This window comes from Elusimicrobiota bacterium (genome assembly GCA_041660925.1).
In the GTDB taxonomy this organism is placed as follows: Bacteria; Elusimicrobiota; Elusimicrobia; order UBA1565; family UBA1565; genus JBAZUV01.
In genome coordinates, this window is record JBAZVI010000001.1 from 537,604 (window position 1) to 553,003 (window position 15,400).

Annotated in this window: 13 protein-coding genes; 2 read left to right on the forward strand and 11 right to left on the reverse strand. The window is 68.2% G+C overall.

The window, feature by feature from the left end; all coding sequences use genetic code 11:
* Positions 1 to 76 precede the first annotated feature (76 nt).
* Positions 77 to 1,534, forward strand: coding sequence for an IMP dehydrogenase (gene guaB / locus WC969_02285; protein MFA6028663.1), 1,458 nt, complete (start codon positions 77 to 79; stop codon positions 1,532 to 1,534).
* A 62-nt stretch (positions 1,535 to 1,596) separates the two neighbouring features.
* On the opposite strand, the gene WC969_02290 is transcribed toward guaB, so the two are convergent.
* The 11 genes from WC969_02290 to WC969_02340 all read right to left on the reverse strand — a co-directional run bounded on the left by WC969_02290 (position 1,597) and on the right by WC969_02340 (position 12,656).
* Complete coding sequence (locus WC969_02290; GenBank protein ID MFA6028664.1) at positions 1,597 to 2,547, reverse strand: hydroxyacid dehydrogenase; 951 nt, start codon at positions 2,545 to 2,547, stop codon at positions 1,597 to 1,599.
* The gene (locus WC969_02295; GenBank protein MFA6028665.1) at positions 2,544 to 3,722 is read right to left on the reverse strand and encodes a phosphoserine transaminase; all 1,179 of its coding nucleotides are present in this window, start codon (positions 3,720 to 3,722) and stop codon (positions 2,544 to 2,546) included. Before WC969_02295 ends, WC969_02290 begins: the two co-directional genes overlap by 4 nt.
* 89 nt (positions 3,723 to 3,811) lie before the next feature.
* Positions 3,812 to 4,981, reverse strand: coding sequence for a hypothetical protein (locus WC969_02300; GenBank protein ID MFA6028666.1), 1,170 nt, complete (start codon positions 4,979 to 4,981; stop codon positions 3,812 to 3,814).
* Between the two features lie 81 nt (positions 4,982 to 5,062).
* Positions 5,063 to 6,469, reverse strand: a complete 1,407-nt coding sequence (locus WC969_02305) for an SH3 domain-containing C40 family peptidase (protein ID MFA6028667.1) — start codon at positions 6,467 to 6,469, stop codon at positions 5,063 to 5,065.
* 6 nt (positions 6,470 to 6,475) lie between these two features.
* Positions 6,476 to 7,147, reverse strand: coding sequence for an autotransporter outer membrane beta-barrel domain-containing protein (locus WC969_02310; GenBank protein ID MFA6028668.1), 672 nt, complete (start codon positions 7,145 to 7,147; stop codon positions 6,476 to 6,478).
* Positions 7,148 to 7,154: 7 nt separating this feature from the next.
* A complete protein-coding gene (locus WC969_02315; protein MFA6028669.1) occupies positions 7,155 to 8,117 on the reverse strand; it encodes a gluconeogenesis factor YvcK family protein in 963 nt (320 codons plus the stop codon).
* Complete coding sequence (locus tag WC969_02320; protein MFA6028670.1) at positions 8,114 to 8,575, reverse strand: hydrogenase maturation protease; 462 nt, start codon at positions 8,573 to 8,575, stop codon at positions 8,114 to 8,116. Before WC969_02320 ends, WC969_02315 begins: the two co-directional genes overlap by 4 nt.
* A gap of 119 nt (positions 8,576 to 8,694) precedes the next feature.
* Positions 8,695 to 10,017 (reverse strand): Ni/Fe hydrogenase subunit alpha, encoded by a 1,323-nt coding sequence (locus tag WC969_02325; protein MFA6028671.1) that lies wholly within the window; start codon positions 10,015 to 10,017, stop codon positions 8,695 to 8,697.
* Positions 10,014 to 10,763, reverse strand: a complete 750-nt coding sequence (locus tag WC969_02330; protein MFA6028672.1) for a hypothetical protein — start codon at positions 10,761 to 10,763, stop codon at positions 10,014 to 10,016. The genes WC969_02325 and WC969_02330 overlap by 4 nt, the downstream gene beginning before the upstream one ends.
* Position 10,764: 1 nt before the next feature.
* Positions 10,765 to 11,616, reverse strand: coding sequence for an FAD/NAD(P)-binding protein (locus tag WC969_02335; GenBank protein MFA6028673.1), 852 nt, complete (start codon positions 11,614 to 11,616; stop codon positions 10,765 to 10,767).
* Between the two features lie 11 nt (positions 11,617 to 11,627).
* The gene (locus WC969_02340) at positions 11,628 to 12,656 is read right to left on the reverse strand and encodes a 4Fe-4S dicluster domain-containing protein (protein MFA6028674.1); all 1,029 of its coding nucleotides are present in this window, start codon (positions 12,654 to 12,656) and stop codon (positions 11,628 to 11,630) included.
* 191 nt (positions 12,657 to 12,847) lie between these two features.
* On the opposite strand from WC969_02340, the gene WC969_02345 reads away from it, so the two are divergent.
* On the forward strand, positions 12,848 to 15,397 hold the full coding sequence (locus tag WC969_02345) for a M3 family metallopeptidase (protein MFA6028675.1): 2,550 nt from the start codon (positions 12,848 to 12,850) through the stop codon (positions 15,395 to 15,397).
* Positions 15,398 to 15,400: the final 3 nt, after the last annotated feature.

A 15,400-nucleotide genomic window follows, 5' to 3' on the forward strand; every position in this document is an offset into this window, starting at 1 on the left:
GGGACCCCCCCAGCCCCCCCCGCGCTGTCGCCTCGAAGCGAAAGCCTCGTCAGTCGGTGGGAATACAGGAGACCGCATGCTTCAGGAAAAGATCGAGCTGGCCCTTACCTTCGACGACGTGCTGCTGCTCCCCGCCAAGTCCGCGGTGATGCCGCGTGACGCGGGCGTGGCCGCCATGCTGACCCGCGGCATCAAGCTCAATATCCCCCTGGTCTCGGCCGCCATGGACACGGTGACCGAGTCCGGTCTGGCCATCGCCATGGCCCGCGAAGGCGGTCTCGGCATAATCCACCGGGCCATGCCTGCGCATCAGCAGGCCCTCGAAGTGGCGAAGGTCAAGAAGCACGAGAGCGGCGTGATCGTCGACCCGGTCACCATTTCCCCGAATGAGACGCTGAAGGACGCGATAGCCCTGATGGCCAAGCACGGCGTTTCGGGGCTCGTGGTGGTCTCCGGCGGGAAGCTCGCCGGCATACTGACCAACCGCGACCTGCGCTTCGCCAGGGACCTGGACCGAAAGGTGGGCGCCGCCATGACGAAGAAGCTGGTGACCGCTCCCGCCGGGACGACCCCGGAAAAGGCGGAAAAGATCCTGCACGAGCACCGCATCGAGAAGCTGCCCCTGGTGGACCGGCAGGGCCGCCTGAAGGGCCTGATCACCGTCCGCGACATCATGAACCGCTCCCAGTACCCCAACGCATGCAAGGACAAGGCGGGATGCCTGCGCGTGGGCGCGGCCATCGGCGCGGGGGACGCCGCCATCGAGCGGGCGGGGGAGCTGGTGAAGGCCGGCGCCGACGTCATCTCGCTCGATTCCGCGCACGGTCACTCGGCCAACGTGCTGCGGACGCTGCGCGAGGTCAAGCGTCTTTATCACGTGGAGGTCATCGCCGGCAACGTGGCCACCCATGACGGCGCCGCGGACCTGATCAAGGCCGGCGCCGACGCGGTGAAGGTGGGCATAGGCCCCGGCTCCATCTGCACCACGCGCATCATCTCGGGCGTCGGCGTGCCGCAGCTGACCGCGCTGCGCGACTGCTGCCGCGCCGCCGCGAAGAAAGGCGTGCCGGTCATCGCCGACGGCGGCATAAAGTTCTCGGGCGACATCACCAAGGCCATCGCCGCGGGCGCCTCCTGCGTGATGCTCGGCACCCTGCTGGCCGGCACTGACGAGGCGCCGGGGGACATCATCCTCTACCAGGGCCGCAGCTACAAGTCTTACCGCGGCATGGGCTCGGTGGGCGCCATGGAAGCCGGTTCCAAGGACCGCTACGGTCAGTCCGGGGTGGAGAAAGAGAAACTGGTGCCGGAGGGAGTGGAAGGCCGCGTGCCCTATAAAGGCCCGGTCTCGCTGATCCTGCACCAGCTGACCGGCGGCCTGCGCGCCGGGCTCGGCTATTGCGGCTGCCGCGACCTCGCGGAACTCAGGCGCAAAGCGAGATTCGTCCGGATCTCCAACGCCGGCCTCAGGGAAAGCCACGTGCACGACGTGGCCATAGCCAAAGAGACCCCCAACTACACGCAGAAGAGCTAGGACCGCAAAAGACAGCCCCTCTCCCTGAGCTCAGGGAGAGGGGTTGTACGGGTCGAAGAGCTCTAGACCTTGTCCCCGTTGATCGCGTGCGTCTTCTTGCCGGTGAGGAGGTAGTCCGCGATCTGCTCGGCGGCCTGCCGCGCCACGGTGATCTGCGCGTCCTTCGTGGACGCCGCGATGTGGGGCGTGGCGATCACGTTCTCCATGCCGAAGAAGATGTGCTCGGTCGCCGGCTCCTTGACGAAGACGTCGCAGGCGAGCCCCGCGATCTGACCGCTCTGCAGGCCCTCCTTCACGTCGGCCTCGACCATGATGCCGCCGCGCGCGCAGTTGATGAGCCGCACGCCCTTCTTCATCTTGGCGATGGCGGCCTTGTTGAGCATGCCGCGCGTGGAGTCGTTGATGACCACGTGGAAGGTGATGAAGTCGGACTTCGCGTAGAGCTCGTCCAAGCTCACCATGTGGACCCCGAGCTCGCGCGAGCGCTCCGTCGTCATCATCGGGTCGTAGACGAGGACCTTCATCTTCAGGCCCATGGCCCGGTCCGCGACGACGCCGCCGATGTTGCCGCAGCCGACGACCCCGAGGGTCTTGCCGGTGAGCTCGACGCCCTCGAACTTCTTCTTCTCCCACTTGCCGGCGTGGGTGGAGGCGTTGGCCTGCGGGATCATGCGCGCGAGCGCGAACATCATCGCCAGGGCGTGCTCGCCGGTGGAGACGGTGTTGCCGAAGGGCGTGTTCATCACGACGACCTTCTTCTCGGTGCAGGCGGGGACGTCGATGTTGTCGACGCCGCTGCCGGCCCGGGCGACGGCCTTGAGGTTCTTCGCGGCCGCGACGAGGTCCTTGGTGAGCGTCGTGGCCGAGCGCACGATGATGGCGTCGAAGTCGGCGATGCAGGCCTTGAGCTCCTCGGGCTTCATGCCCGGCTTGTTCACGGCCTCGAGTCCGCGCTCCTTGAGGACCTTCTCGCAGATGGCGTCGGCTTTGTCGGCGATGAGGACTTTCTTCATTTCACGGTCTCCTTGGAGTATTCCTTCGCGACGGCGTCGTAGGCCCAGTCGAGCCACCCCGTGAGGACTTCGACGTCGGAGGCCTCCACGGTGGCGCCGCACCAGACCCGGATGCCCGCCGGGGCCTTGCCGTAGGAGTTGATGTCGTAGGCCACCCCCTCCTTGTCGAGCATGGAGGTGATCTTCTTGGCGGCCTTCGTCTTCTCCTCGTCGGGCAGGCGGGTGAACCAGTCGGCCTTGATCTTGAGGCAGACGGAGGTGTTGGAGCGGATCTCCTTGGACTCCGCGAGGAAGTCGATCCAGTCGGACTTCGCGGCCCACTTCTCGAGGACGGCGAGGTTCGCGTTGGAGCGGGCGACCAGGGCCTTGCAGCCGCCGATGGACTCCGCCCACTTGAGCGCGTCGATGGCGTCCTCGACGCAGAGCATGGAGGGCGTGTTCACCGTGTTGTACTCGAGCTCGCCGGGCTTGAGCTTCCCCTCGGCGTTGAGGCGGAAGGTCTTGGGCAGCGGCCAGGCGACCTTGGGCTCGTTCTCCTCCATGCGCTTGACCGCGCGCGGGGAGAGGATGAGCACCCCGTGGCCGGCCTCGCCGCCGAGCACCTTCTGCCAGGAGAAGGTGATGACGTCGAGCTTCGAGTAGTCCATCGGCATGGCGAAGATGCCGGAGGTGGCGTCGCAGATCGTCAGCCCTTCGCGGTCGGCCTTGATCCAGTCGTAGTTCGGGACCTTGACGCCCGAGGTCGTGCCGTTGGCGGTGAAGATGACGTCGTGGGAGAAGTCGGCCTTGCTCAGGTCCGGGATCTTGCCGTAGTCGGCCTTGAACTCGCGGACGTTGAGGAGCTTGAGGTACTTCACCGCGTCGGTGATCCAGCCCTTGCCGAAGGACTCCCAGCCGAAGATGTCGACGGGGCGGGGGCCGAGCAGGGTCCACATCGCCAGCTCGACGGCGCCGGTGTCGGAGCCGGCGACGACCCCGATGCGGTAGTCCGCCGGCAGGCCGAGCACGCGCTTCATGCGCTCGGAGACCTCGTTCAAGCGGGCCTTGCCCTCCTTGGAGCGATGCGAGCGGCCGACGAGGGCGCCTTTGAGGGCGTCGACGGTCCAGCCGGGGCGCTTGGCGCAGGGGCCGGACGAGAAATTAGGGCATTTCGTCTTGACGGCGGGTTTCTGCATGGACTCTCTCCTGTTTCCCCCTGTCGGGGGAGTCGTATGCGGCAATGATAACATGATTGAGGCCTGCGGGGCTCGTCCCTTGGGGTCCGTCAGAAGGGCGAGATATGGCCCGGCTTCTCGGCGGTCCAGGGCTTCTTGAGCCCGGCTTCGGCGAACTCCAGGAGTCCCCAGTGGTCCGGCTCGGCGGCCGCCGCCCGGTACTCCTCGAGCGCCTCGTCCCGGCGGCCCAGGAGGTCGAGGAGCTGGGCCGAGCGGATGCGCGACCACACCGCCCAGCGGGCCGGTCCTCCTTTGTAACGCACCTGAGCGCCCGCACGCAGGTCCTCGAGCGCCTCCGCCCGGCGTCCCTGCGACCAGCGGACGGTGCCGCGCATGAGCAGGCCCTTGGCGAGCTGCATCGGCTCATAGCCCCCGTCGCGGACGCGGTTGAGGAACTCCTCGACGCCGTCGTTGAAGAGCTCCATGCGTCCGTCCTCGAAGAGGGCGACGAGCTCGGCGGCATGGAGCATCGCGCTGCGCGGATACTTCCCGCGGATGTCGTCCATGAGGCGGACGGCCTCGCGCGGGTCGCGGGAGCCGAAGCGGTCCTCGGTGAAGACCTCGACGAGGATGAGCTGAGCGGCGGTCCGCGCGAAGCTCCCTTCCTTCGCGCAGCGGCGCAGCTCCTCGATCCCGCGGTCGCGGCTGCCGCGCAGGACGATCTTGGCGAGCACGCCGATGAAGCGCGGGTAGGTGTCGCTGTAATAGTCGTACATCCCCAGACCCAGCCAGGCGTCGCCGAGCTTCGGGTCGGCCTCGAGGGCCGCGCGGACGTTCTTGATGCCCCTGCGCGCGCTGATATAGGCCTTGATCCACTGCAGTCGCTGGGCCTGCACCCGCGCCGCGATGCCGTAGGAGGCTCCGAGGGCGAGCAGGCCCTGCGGGTCGTTGGGATGGGCCTTGAGCCAGCGCTCGGAGGCCTCCGCGGCCTCCTCGACCCGGCGATCGAAGTCGGTCAACAGGGAGAGGTCGCTCTGCTCCGTCCCGTAGACGAAGCGGGTCATCGAGGAGCCGACGAGCCCGAGATAGGCGTAGGGATGTCCGCTGCGCTCGGCGACCTGGCGCAGGGCCCGGTCGGCCCCGTCGAAGTCCATGCGGTAGATGCCGTCGAGTCCCTTCTGAAGCAGGCGCTGGGCGTCGGGCGCGAGCTCCACGGCGCAGGCCGGACGCAGCAGGAGCACGAGGAGCGTCAGGGCGGAGAGGAAGGGGGAGCGCGTCATGGGGAGGGTTCGTCCGGGGAGTAAGGATAGCATGGCCCAGTCCGGGATTCCACCCGTTCCTTCCGTCCAAGATCCCGCCGGCTATTGCGACAGCAGGGCGCCGTAGTACGGCTGCTTGACGGACTGGAGACGCTCTTTGAGGCCCATGCGGACCACGCCGTGCTTGCGGTCCATGGCCTCGATGGTCTGGCCGCCTCCGAGATAGGCGATGACATGGTGGGCGGGGTTCCCGTCGAAGATCAGGTCGCCGGGCTGGAGCTGGGAAGGGTCGGCGAGCTTCTGAGCCGCCCGCTCCTGGTCCGCGGCGGTGCGCGGCACGCGGCGCACCCCGATGTCGGTCAGCGCGGCCACGATGAGGCCGGAGCAATCCACGCCGCCCTGCTTGCCCGGGTTCGTGCCGCCCCAGACGTACGGAGTGCCTTCGAACTTCTTCAGCGCTTCGACGAAGGCCTGCCGGGCGCCGCTCGGAGGCACGGGCTCGCGGGGGATGGAGAGGGAAGCATCCGAGCCCAGGTTCTCCCGGCGCACCCAGCCCTCGGTGTTCTTCCAGTCTCCGGTCCTGGGATCGAACTCCGTCAGGCGCTGGGACTGGACGTGGACCCACCCGTCCTTGGTCTCGCCGAGGACCTTGAGAGACTCTCCGGAGACGAGCTGGGAGAGGCGCAGGTCGTCGCTGCCCTCGCGGTCGACGGGCTTGGAGCGCAGGTCGGCTCCGGCGGCGCGGGCGAAGAGCGTGCGGCCCACCTCGTCGCCGGAGGACGCCGGGACCGCGGCGACGGGTCCCGGCGTCGGCGCGGCGAACTCCGCGGGGAGCCCCCGGACCGCGCCGCGGGAGAAGGAGGAGACGACCCCGGCCGCGCCGCCCCGGAGCGGGCGCGGGGTCCCGCCGGGGAGCGCCCCTCCGGCCGTCGCCCGCGCGGACTCTCCGAGGCCGCGCGCATCCGCGGCCGCCTCGCGCGGCCGCGCGGCAGCGGACGAGGGAGCGGCGCTCGGAGCATAGGCGGCCGTCGCACCGGAGCCGTCGGGCATGCCGACGGGCTCGCCGCGGCCGCTGCCCCGCGTGACGAGCCGCGTCCGGTCCATGGGCGGCTTCCAGGAGGCCCGGACCGAGCTCGAAGGCGGCGCGGAAGGAGTCGCGGGTCGCGCGAAGTCGGGCGCGAACGCGGGAGCGGATGCCGAGCGCGGGCGGGCTCCCGGGGGCGGAGGGGCCGGGGGATCGCGGTAGGGGTTCGCGCGCTCCGGCGGCGAAGCCGTCTCGCGCTCCCCTTCCCCGTCGGCGACGTTCGCGGAGCCGGCCGGGGGCTTCACCTCGGACAAAGGCTTCTCCGCGGCCGAGAACGCCGTTTCGGAACCGATGAAGAGCCCCCCGCCGGACCCGGAGGAGCGTCCACGCATGAGCATCGCCCCGACCGCGAACAGGACGGCGCAGCCCGCGGCGCAGGCGAAGAACAGGACGGGGCCGGCGAGCTTTCGTTCTCGATCAGTCATGCGAGGTCAGCGCTCCTTCTCCTCGTCGTCCCCGAACAGGCGCACCTTGAGCTCGAGGTTCAGGCGGTGCATGCGCCGGTTCCCGCTCTCGAAGTTCCGGTCGTAGTCCAGCGCGAGCGTCGTCCGGGAGCCGAGGGCAAACTCGACCCCCGCGCCGAGGGTCGGGGCCCAGTAGGACTCGCGGCGCCGCTCCGTGAGCGCGAGCTCGCCGTCCTCGTCCTCCTCCCGGGTCTCTTCCCGCGAGTCCACGTACTGCACGCCGCCGGTGAGATAGGGCGTGAAATGGAAGCGCTCGCGCAGGTCGCGGCCGGCGAGCTTGAGGAGCGAGACCTTGGCGTATTTGAGCTCCGAGGTCTTGACCCGCGTCTGCTGGGTGTACGCGTCGCCGCGGAGCTCGGAAAAGGCGTCGTTGTAGCTGTATTCGAGTTCGTAGCAGAACCGGTTGCGGGCGTCCGGGCCGCTGGAGAAGAGGCCGAGACTCAGCGTCGGCCCCCAGTCGTAGTCCCGCGAGTTCGCCTCGCGCCCGACGCTGCCGCGCAGGCCGACCTCCAGGGTGTCGAGGATCGACGCCGGTTCGACGGCCTTTTTGTCGGCCGCGGCGGGCTCGGCGCCGCGAGCCGGCCCGACGCAGAGCGTCGCGCCCAGGAAGACCGGCAGGACGCTCCTCCATCTCGACATCAGACTCTCAGCCGCGCAGCAGGTCGATGATCATCCGAGCGGTGCGCTCGGAGTCGTGGCGGACGATGCGCTTGTCGCCCGAGTCGTACTCGAGGAGGAGGTTCGCGCCGAGGGCGCGTCCGCAGAGAGTACGCAGGACCGGGAGATCGGGCTCGACGAAGTAGCTCGCCTCCTTGCGGTACTTGTCCACGACGACGCGGGAGGGACGCTTCGTGTTGTAGATGACGAAGTCGGGGCGGCGCCCGCAGTAGCGCGTGAGCTCGCGGGCGAAGTCGCTCGTTTTGAAGCCGTACGTCCCCTGCTTGGTGACGAGGTTGCAGACGTAGGCGATGCGGGCGCGCGAGGAGTGCAGGGCCTCGCGCACTCCCCGGGTGAGGAAGCTGGGGAGCACGCTGCCGTAGAGGTCTCCCGGGCAGATGACCAGGAGGTCGGCCGAGCGCAGGGCGTCCGCGCAATCGGCGTAGACCTCGGCGGCGGGCTTGAGCCAGAGCTCGTCGATATGGTCCTTGCGCTCGGGGTAGCTCACCTCGAGCTGGCCCTCGAGGACGCGGCCGGCGCGCGTGCGACCGTAGAGCTCGACGGAATCGAGGGAGACGGGGAGGACGCGGCCCCGGATGCGCAGGATCTTGGAGACGACCTTCACCGCCGCGGCCATGTCGCCGCAGAGGTCGGTGAGCGCGGCGAGGATGATGTTGCCGACGTTGTGGTTGCCCAGGCGCTTGGACTTGAGCGGGAAGCGGTATTCGAAGAGCCGCGCGAGGTCGCGCAGCTCGGTCTCGTCCGAGAGGGCCACGAGGCAGTTGCGGATGTCGCCGGGGGCGAGGATGCCGAAGTCGGTGCGCAGCTCGCCGGTCGAGCCGCCGTTGTCGACGACCGAGACGACGGCCGTGAGGTCGAGGTCGTAGTTCTTGAGCCCGCGCAGGATGGAGTAGTGGCCCGTGCCGCCGCCGACGGTGACGACCTTCTTCATGCGGTCCCCCGCGTGAGGCGCTCGACGGCCGCCGCCGCGTACTCGGGGAGGCGGCGCTCGAGCTCGGGCGAGAGCCCCATCTCGGGCTCGACGCGCTTGGGCTCGATGCCCATGAACTCGATGGGCGGGATGCGGTAGCCGGTCTGCCGGGCCAGCTCGAGGGTCTTGAGGACGTCCCCCTCGTGGGTGCTCACGCCGGCGAGGACCTTCTGGGATTCGACCTGCTCGGGCTTGAAGAACATGTAGTCGCCGGGCGCCTTCCCCATCTTCGCGCTGTCGACGACCAGGATCTTCTCCACCCCGGCTTCGAGGTAGGAGAAGAGGTTGAGCATGTTCCCGCCGATCTCGACGGCGCGAAATCCCTTCTCGAGCCCCCCCTCCGAGACGTGCTCGATGAGGCGCAGGCCGACGCTGTCGTCATAGCCGACGTACACGCCGACGCCGATGAGGTATTTCAAGGGGTTCGTTCTTTCCTTACTGCCTCCCTCTCCCTTCGGGAGAGGGCCGGGATGAGGGAGGATCCCCCCTTCCCTGCCCTCCCCCGCAGGGGAGGCAATAAGGACTAAGAGGTCCTTATCTAGACGAACTTGACGTCGAGGTAGTGCGTCGAGCAGGAGATGCAGGGGTCGTAGGCCCGCACGAGCATCTCCATCGCCAGCTCGATCTGCTTCTCGGACTTTCCCCCCGCGAGCATCTCGGGAAGGAGCTTGTCGAAGTCCTTCTGGATGTTGGCGTGGTTCTGGTTGGTCGGGATGATGCAGTCCCCTCCCGTGCACATCCCGTCCTTGTCGTAGCTGTACTCGTGGAACAGGATGCCGCGCGGGACCTCGACGGCGCCGGCGCCGGTCGCGTACTTCGTCGGCTTCACCGGCTGTTCGTCCTTGATGCCGGAGGCGATCAGCTCGTCGACGATGCGCAGGCTGTCGTGGAAGGTATGGACGATCTCGATGACCTGGGCCGCGGTGTTGAGGTAGGGATTGCCGCAGACCGGCTTCATGCCGAGGGCCTGGGCGACCTTCTTCGCCTCCGGGTGGAGGAGGTCGTAGTTGTTGTTGAAGCGCGCGAGCGCCCCGGCCGCGTAGCTGTCGAGCTTGTTCTTGCAGTACTTGGCGGTCGAGAGCGGCGTCATGAACTCGTTGGTGACCTTGCGGTAGTCGGCCACCTTATAGCGCTGCTTCTTGCCGTCGGGCATGCAGGACTGGATGTCGCCGTCGTAGACCGCGTAGGCCTTGTCGGACGCGAGCGCGATGTACTCGGTCGGCCGGTCGAAGGCCGGGAACTTGGGGGCCAGCGCGGCGACGGTCTTGAGCGTCTCCTCGAGGTCCGGGATCGCCGCCAGCATCTTCGCCTTGAGCTCCGAAAGCTCCTTGCGCGTCGGCAGCGAGGAGAACCCGCCGGGGACGGCCTTCGTCGGATGCGTCGTGCGCCCGCCGAGCAGCGAGCCCCACTCGTGGCCCAGGCGCTTGAGGCGCAGGGCGCGCGCGACGACCGGACCGTGGGTCGCGACCAGCGGGAACACCGAGGGCACGCCGAGCAGGTCCGGGGCCGCGAGGAAGTAGACGTGGAGGATGTGGGAGTCGAAGTTCTCCGCATGCTTGAGCAGCTCGCGCAGCTTGAAGGTCTGCTCGCTGATCTGGATGCCGAGCGCCGCCTCGGTCGCCTTGAGGGAGGCCAGGGTGTGGCCGACCGAGCAGATGCCGCAGATGCGGCTCGTGATGCGGCCGACCTCGGTGTAGTGGCGTCCGCGGATCATGGCCTCGAAGAAGCGCGGGGCCTCGGGGACGTGCCACTCGCACTTCTCGACCTTGCCCTTGCGCACGTCCACGACGATGTTGCCGTGACCCTCGACGCGGGTCAGATGGTGCACGCTGATCTTGACGTCCTGGGTGGCCGTGCTCATTTCGAGTCGCTCCTCTGGTTGGCGGTGAACATGCGCGACTTCTCCTTCGCGCGGCGCTCCGGCAGTCCGGCCGAGCGCAGGGCCTTCTCGAGCGCGGGCTCGTTGGGCGAATCCGCGAAGCCGCGGCAGGCCTCGCAGGGGATGCCGTCGGCCGGGCAGGGGGCGCCGCAGCCGGCGCGCGCGACCTGGCCGAGGCAGTGGTCGCCCTCCTGGTAGCGGCAGACGGTCTCGCGGCGCTTGCACTCCACGCAGACCGGGTAGGTCGGGATGACCGGCTCCTTGCCGTGCAGGAGATGGGAGACGATCTGCAACACCTCGTACTTGTTGACCGGGCAGCCGAACGCCTTGTAGTCGACCTTGATGGCGGCGTCGACCGGCAGCGCCTTCTGGCTGTCGAGGTGCGGCATCTCGGCGTCCTTGCCGTAGACGCACTTCTTGTAGTCGGTCGTGTGGTTCTTGAGCGCGTTGATGCCGCCGGTCGTTGCGCACTGCCCGTAGGCGATGACGATCTTCGCGCGCTTGCGGATCTCCTCGAGGCGGGGCCGGTCGGCCTCGCGGGAGAAGCTTCCCTCGATGAGGGCGATGTCGATGGGGTCCTTCGTCTTCTCGCTCATCGCCTCGCGGAACTCGACGACGTCGACGTGCTTGATGAGTTCGAGGAAGGCGGCGTCCCCGTAGTTGGTGAACTCGATCTGACAGCCTTCGCAGCAGGTGAAGTCGAAGAACGCGACCTTGGGTCGTGCCATGTTAAATCGCCTCCTCGAGGCCCTGGAGCTCCGCGAAGGAGAACACGGGGCCGTCGATGCAGCAGTATTTGTCGTTGATCTGGCAGTGGCCGCACTTGCCCACGCCGCACTTCATGCGCCGCTCCAGGTCCACGAAGACGTTCTCGCGCCGGACCCCGAGCTTGTCGAGCTCGGCGATGACGAAGCGGAACATGATGGGCGGGCCGCAGACGACGACCCGGGTCTCCGGGTCGATCTTCGTCTTCTTGAAGAGGGTCGTGATGACGCCCACGTTCCCCTTCCAGGACGGGTCGGCCTTGTCCACGGTCTCGTGGTACTCGACCTCCTTGGAGCCCCGCCACTGGGAGAGGTCCTCGAGGAAGAGCTGCTGCTTGGGGTCCTTCGTCCCGTAGAACAGGATGAAGCGCTTGAACTCCGAGCGCTTGTCCATGACGTACTGGATGAGGCTGCGCGTCGGGCAGAGCCCGATGCCGCCGGCGATGATGAGGAGGTCGCGGTTGCGAAGCTTGTCCAGGTCGAAGCCGCGCCCGAGCGGTCCGCGGATGAAGATCGACTGGCCCTTCTCGAGTTTGTTGATGGCCCCGGAGACGCGTCCGACCGTGCGGATGACGAGGTCGAAGGTGTTCTTGCGCGTCGGGGAGCTCGCGAAGCCGAGCGGGATCTCGCCGAAGCCGAAGAGCGAGGCCTCGACGATCTGCCCGGGCTGGAACTCCATCGGCTGCCCGTCGGCCATGCGCAGCGTGAAGTGCCGCTCCATGTCCGTGGGCTTGTCCACGCGGACGATCGTCGCCTCGCGCGGGAGGAAGATGTTCGGCTTCTGGGTCTTCTCTTCGCAGCAGCAGGTGCTTGCCATGTTCGCTCTCCTTACGCGGCCATGACCGCGTCGAGGACGCGGACCGGGTCGGCGATGTCGACGGTGCAGGCCGTGCTGCAGCGTCCGCAGCCCACGCAGGCGGGGCCGCCGAGCTTCTCGTTGAGGTAGACGGACTTGCGCATGAAGCGGTGGCGGAAGCGGTCGCCGCGCTGCTTGCGGAAGTTGTGTCCGGCGCCGGCGCCGTGCGAGATGACGGCGAACTCCTCGGTGAGGCAGGCGTCCCAGTAGCGGGTCCGCGCTCCGGACTTCTGGTCCACGTTCCAGGCGTCCTGCACGTCGAAGCAGTAGCAGGTCGGGCAGACCGTGTTGCAGGAGCCGCAGGAGAAGCAGTCCTCGGCGAACTTGGCCCAGAGCTCCTCCTTCTTGAAGGAGCCGCGGACCTTGCTCGCGACCGCCTTCGCGTCGTGGCGAAGGGTCTCAGGGCACTTTTTGAGGACGTCCTCGTTGACCTTCTGCGCTTCCTTCGTCTGCGCATCGGAGGCCTTGGCGAAGGAGCCCTGCTTGAGGAGCGCCTCGCCCTTGGGCGTGCGGGCCTCGTAGACGTAGCCGCCGGCGACCTTCGTGAGGAAGGCGTCGTGGCCCTTGGGCTTCACCTCGGGGGCGATGGAGGCCCAGAAGGAGCGCGGCGCGGCGGCCTGGATGTTCGAGGCCACGACCGTCGTGCATTCGCGGTGGGCCATGTAGTTCCAGTCCAGGTTCTTCTCGGTGAAGAGCACGTCCGTCATGTCGAGCGCCTTCACGTCGTAGAAGTGCACGCCGAGCAGGACCTTCTCCTCGGGCTTGATGCAGCCCTCGTAGCGGTTCCCGTCGAAGCGGACGAGGTCCTGGGCCGTCGGGAAGAAGAGCTTCTTGGGCGGCAGGAGGGTGACGTCGTAGTCGAGGCGAAGCTCCTCGGGCGTCTCGAGCCGGCCGAAGACGAACTTGCTGCGCTTGGCGACCGGGCCGTAGACGGGCTTCGACTTGATAAGGGCGGTGACGAAGCCCTTGAAGTCGTTGTCTTTGATGAACGAGACGCTCATGGGTCCCCCGTTGGGTGGATTTCTAGCGAAAAAGCGCGGTACGGATGTATAAGCGACCGGGGTCATTTTACAAAAGACTTGTAAACGATGAATAGGCCGTGCGTACTGCGCGGACGGGGGTCCAAAGGCGCCCGGTTCCTGGGTCCTAGGGCACCTACGGCACCCGACTCCACTCCTTATAATCCGTATATATGCCCACCCCTCTCCGCCTTTCCATCGCGCTGCTCATCCTCCTCGCGGGCGCCCCCCGCGCCCAGATCGTCGTCCCGGCCCTGCCGCTGCCCGTCGGCGGCGCCGCGGCCGGCGCGGCCGCCCAGGGCGCCGTCGGCGCCGCGCTCGCCCCGCAGGTCCCCGACTTCTCCCTCTCGACGCGCCGCATGGCCGAGACCTACAAGGCCGCGGAGCGCGACTACCTCGCCGCGGTGAACGCGGTGACGGCCATCCCCGCCGCCGAGCGCACCTTCGCCAACACCGTAAAGGCCCTCGATTCGGCCCAGGCGCGCTACGCCGAGGCGGCCATCCCTCTCACCTTCCTCTCGGCCGTCTCGCCCGACCGGCGCGTGCGCCGCATGGCCGAGGCCATCGAGCGCCGCATCGGCCGCTTCGGCCTCGACCTCGCCGACCGCGACGACCTCTACACGGCGTACAAGGAATACGCGGCGAAGGGCGAGGCGCTCTCCGGCGAGGACAAGATGATCCTCGAGGACACCCTCGAGAGCTACAAGCGCAGCGGCAAGGACCTCCCCGTCGCCCAGCGCTCCGACCTGCGCGCCATCCGCGAGCGCATGGCGGAGCTCGAGCAGGCCTTCGAGCAGAACATCGCCGCCGAGGACGACGCCCTCGCGGTCGAGCCCGGACGACTGACGGGGCTCCCCCAGGACCTCCTCGACGCCCTCCCCCGCGACGCGCAGGGCCGGGCCGTCGTCGACCTCAAGGAGCCGAGCTACGTCCCGTTCATGCGCTACGTCCGGGACGGCGAGCTGCGCCGCCAGCTCTACTACAAGTACCAGAACCGCGCGGCGGAGAAGAACCTCCCCCTCCTCGAGGAGGAGCTCGCCCTGCGCGGGAAGCTCGCGAAGATCCTCGGCTACCGGACCTACGCCCATCTCGCGCTCGCCGACAACATGGCCGAGAGCCCCCTCAAGGTCGTGAGCTTCCTCAACCGGCTCAAGCGCGGACTGCGGCCCGCCGTCCAGGAGGAACGCAAGGCCCTGCTCGAGCAGAAGCGCCGCGAGGTCCCCGATGCCGCGCGCGTCGAGCCCTGGGAAACCGCCTACTACGCCGACAAGCTCCGCCAGGAGCGCTACGCCTTCGACGCGGACCAGGTCCGCCAGTACTTCCCCGTGGACCGCGTCGTCGCGGGGACGCTCGAGGTCTACCAGGAGCTCCTCGGCGTGCGCTTCCGCCAGCTCCCGAACCAGACCCCTGCGGCGGGTCCTGGCGCCGCAGGGGCGGTGCGAGCGGAGAACGGCACGCGCACCGCATGGCATCCGGACGTCCAGCTCTACGAGATCTCCGACGCGAAGAGCGGCGAGGTCCTCTCCTACTTCTATCTCGACCTCTTCCCGCGCGAGGGGAAGTACACCCACGCGGCCGCCTTCGGGGTCATCTCGGGCCACGAACTCGAGGACGGCGGCTACCGCCGCCCCATCGAGGCCATGGTCGCGAACCTCTCGAAGCCCACCCCCGGCCACCCCGCACTCCTCACCCTCATGGACGTGGAGACCTTCTTCCACGAGTTCGGCCACCTCATGCACGGCACGCTCACGAAGGCGCGCTACCGCGACCACGCCGGCACGAGCGTCGCCCTCGACTTCGTCGAGGCGCCCTCCCAGATGATGGAGAACTTCGTCTGGCGCCCCGAGGTCCTCGAACGCCTCTCCGGCCACTGGCGGGACCCCGACAAGAAGCTCCCCAAGGAGCTCCTCGAGAAGATGCTCGCCGCGCGGAACTTCCAGTCGGCGACGGGGAACCTCTCGCAGGTCGGCTTCGCGATGATGGACATGCTCTTCAACCTCCTCCCCGGCCCCGTCGACACGACGGCCGTGATGGCGAAGGTCTTCACGACGCTGGGGCTCGAGCCGCCGCCGCCGGGCACGCATTTCCAGGCGAGCTTCGGCCACCTCATGAGCGGCTACGGGGCGGGCTACTACAGCTACCTCTGGTCGCTCGTCTTCGCGCAGGACCTCTTCTCCCGCTTCGAGGCCGAGGGCGTCCTGAACCCCGCGACCGGCGGGGCCTACCGCAGGGCCATCCTCGAGAAGGGCTCGAGCCGCGACGAGAACGCGTCCATGAAGGAGTTCCTGGGCCGCGAGCCGAACGAGCGGGCCTTCATGCGCTTCCTCGGCCTGGGGAAGGCCGAGAAGACGTCCGCCGGAGAGGTCCAGGTGGAGAAGAAGCTGCCGCCGGAGTTCTTCGACCCCATCACCGCCGCGCTGACGGAGGAGAAGGAGCGCGTGCGCGCCCTGATGGACAAGGGCCTGCGCCTCTCCATCGAGCGCGGCTCGAACCCCCGCATCCCCGTCGTGCTCTTCTCGATGGGGCCCTACCGGACGATGTTCTACCTCTGGGAGGCGCAGGGCGCGCTGCGCGAGGTCCGCTTCAAATGGTACAAGCCGTCGTCCTGGTTCTCCCCGCGCTCCCCGGACCCCTACCGCATGGACCCCGCGGTCCAGGTCCGGGTCCTCCTCGACCTCGCCGAAGCCCTTTCGGCGAAGCTCGCCGCCCCCGCCACGACCTGAGGG

Bases quoted from the DNA above. Each gene is read 5' to 3' on its own strand.
- guaB (MFA6028663.1), top strand. From the start codon at position 77: ATGCTTCAGGAAAAGATCGAGCTGGCCCTTACCTTCGACGACGTGCTG.
- WC969_02290 (MFA6028664.1), bottom strand. From the start codon at position 2,547: ATGAAGAAAGTCCTCATCGCCGACAAAGCCGACGCCATCTGCGAGAAG.
- WC969_02295 (MFA6028665.1), bottom strand. From the start codon at position 3,722: ATGCAGAAACCCGCCGTCAAGACGAAATGCCCTAATTTCTCGTCCGGC.
- WC969_02300 (MFA6028666.1), bottom strand. From the start codon at position 4,981: ATGACGCGCTCCCCCTTCCTCTCCGCCCTGACGCTCCTCGTGCTCCTG.
- WC969_02305 (MFA6028667.1), bottom strand. From the start codon at position 6,469: ATGACTGATCGAGAACGAAAGCTCGCCGGCCCCGTCCTGTTCTTCGCC.
- WC969_02310 (MFA6028668.1), bottom strand. From the start codon at position 7,147: ATGTCGAGATGGAGGAGCGTCCTGCCGGTCTTCCTGGGCGCGACGCTC.
- WC969_02315 (MFA6028669.1), bottom strand. From the start codon at position 8,117: ATGAAGAAGGTCGTCACCGTCGGCGGCGGCACGGGCCACTACTCCATC.
- WC969_02325 (MFA6028671.1), bottom strand. From the start codon at position 10,017: ATGAGCACGGCCACCCAGGACGTCAAGATCAGCGTGCACCATCTGACC.
- WC969_02330 (MFA6028672.1), bottom strand. From the start codon at position 10,763: ATGGCACGACCCAAGGTCGCGTTCTTCGACTTCACCTGCTGCGAAGGC.
- WC969_02335 (MFA6028673.1), bottom strand. From the start codon at position 11,616: ATGGCAAGCACCTGCTGCTGCGAAGAGAAGACCCAGAAGCCGAACATC.
- WC969_02340 (MFA6028674.1), bottom strand. From the start codon at position 12,656: ATGAGCGTCTCGTTCATCAAAGACAACGACTTCAAGGGCTTCGTCACC.
- WC969_02345 (MFA6028675.1), top strand. From the start codon at position 12,848: ATGCCCACCCCTCTCCGCCTTTCCATCGCGCTGCTCATCCTCCTCGCG.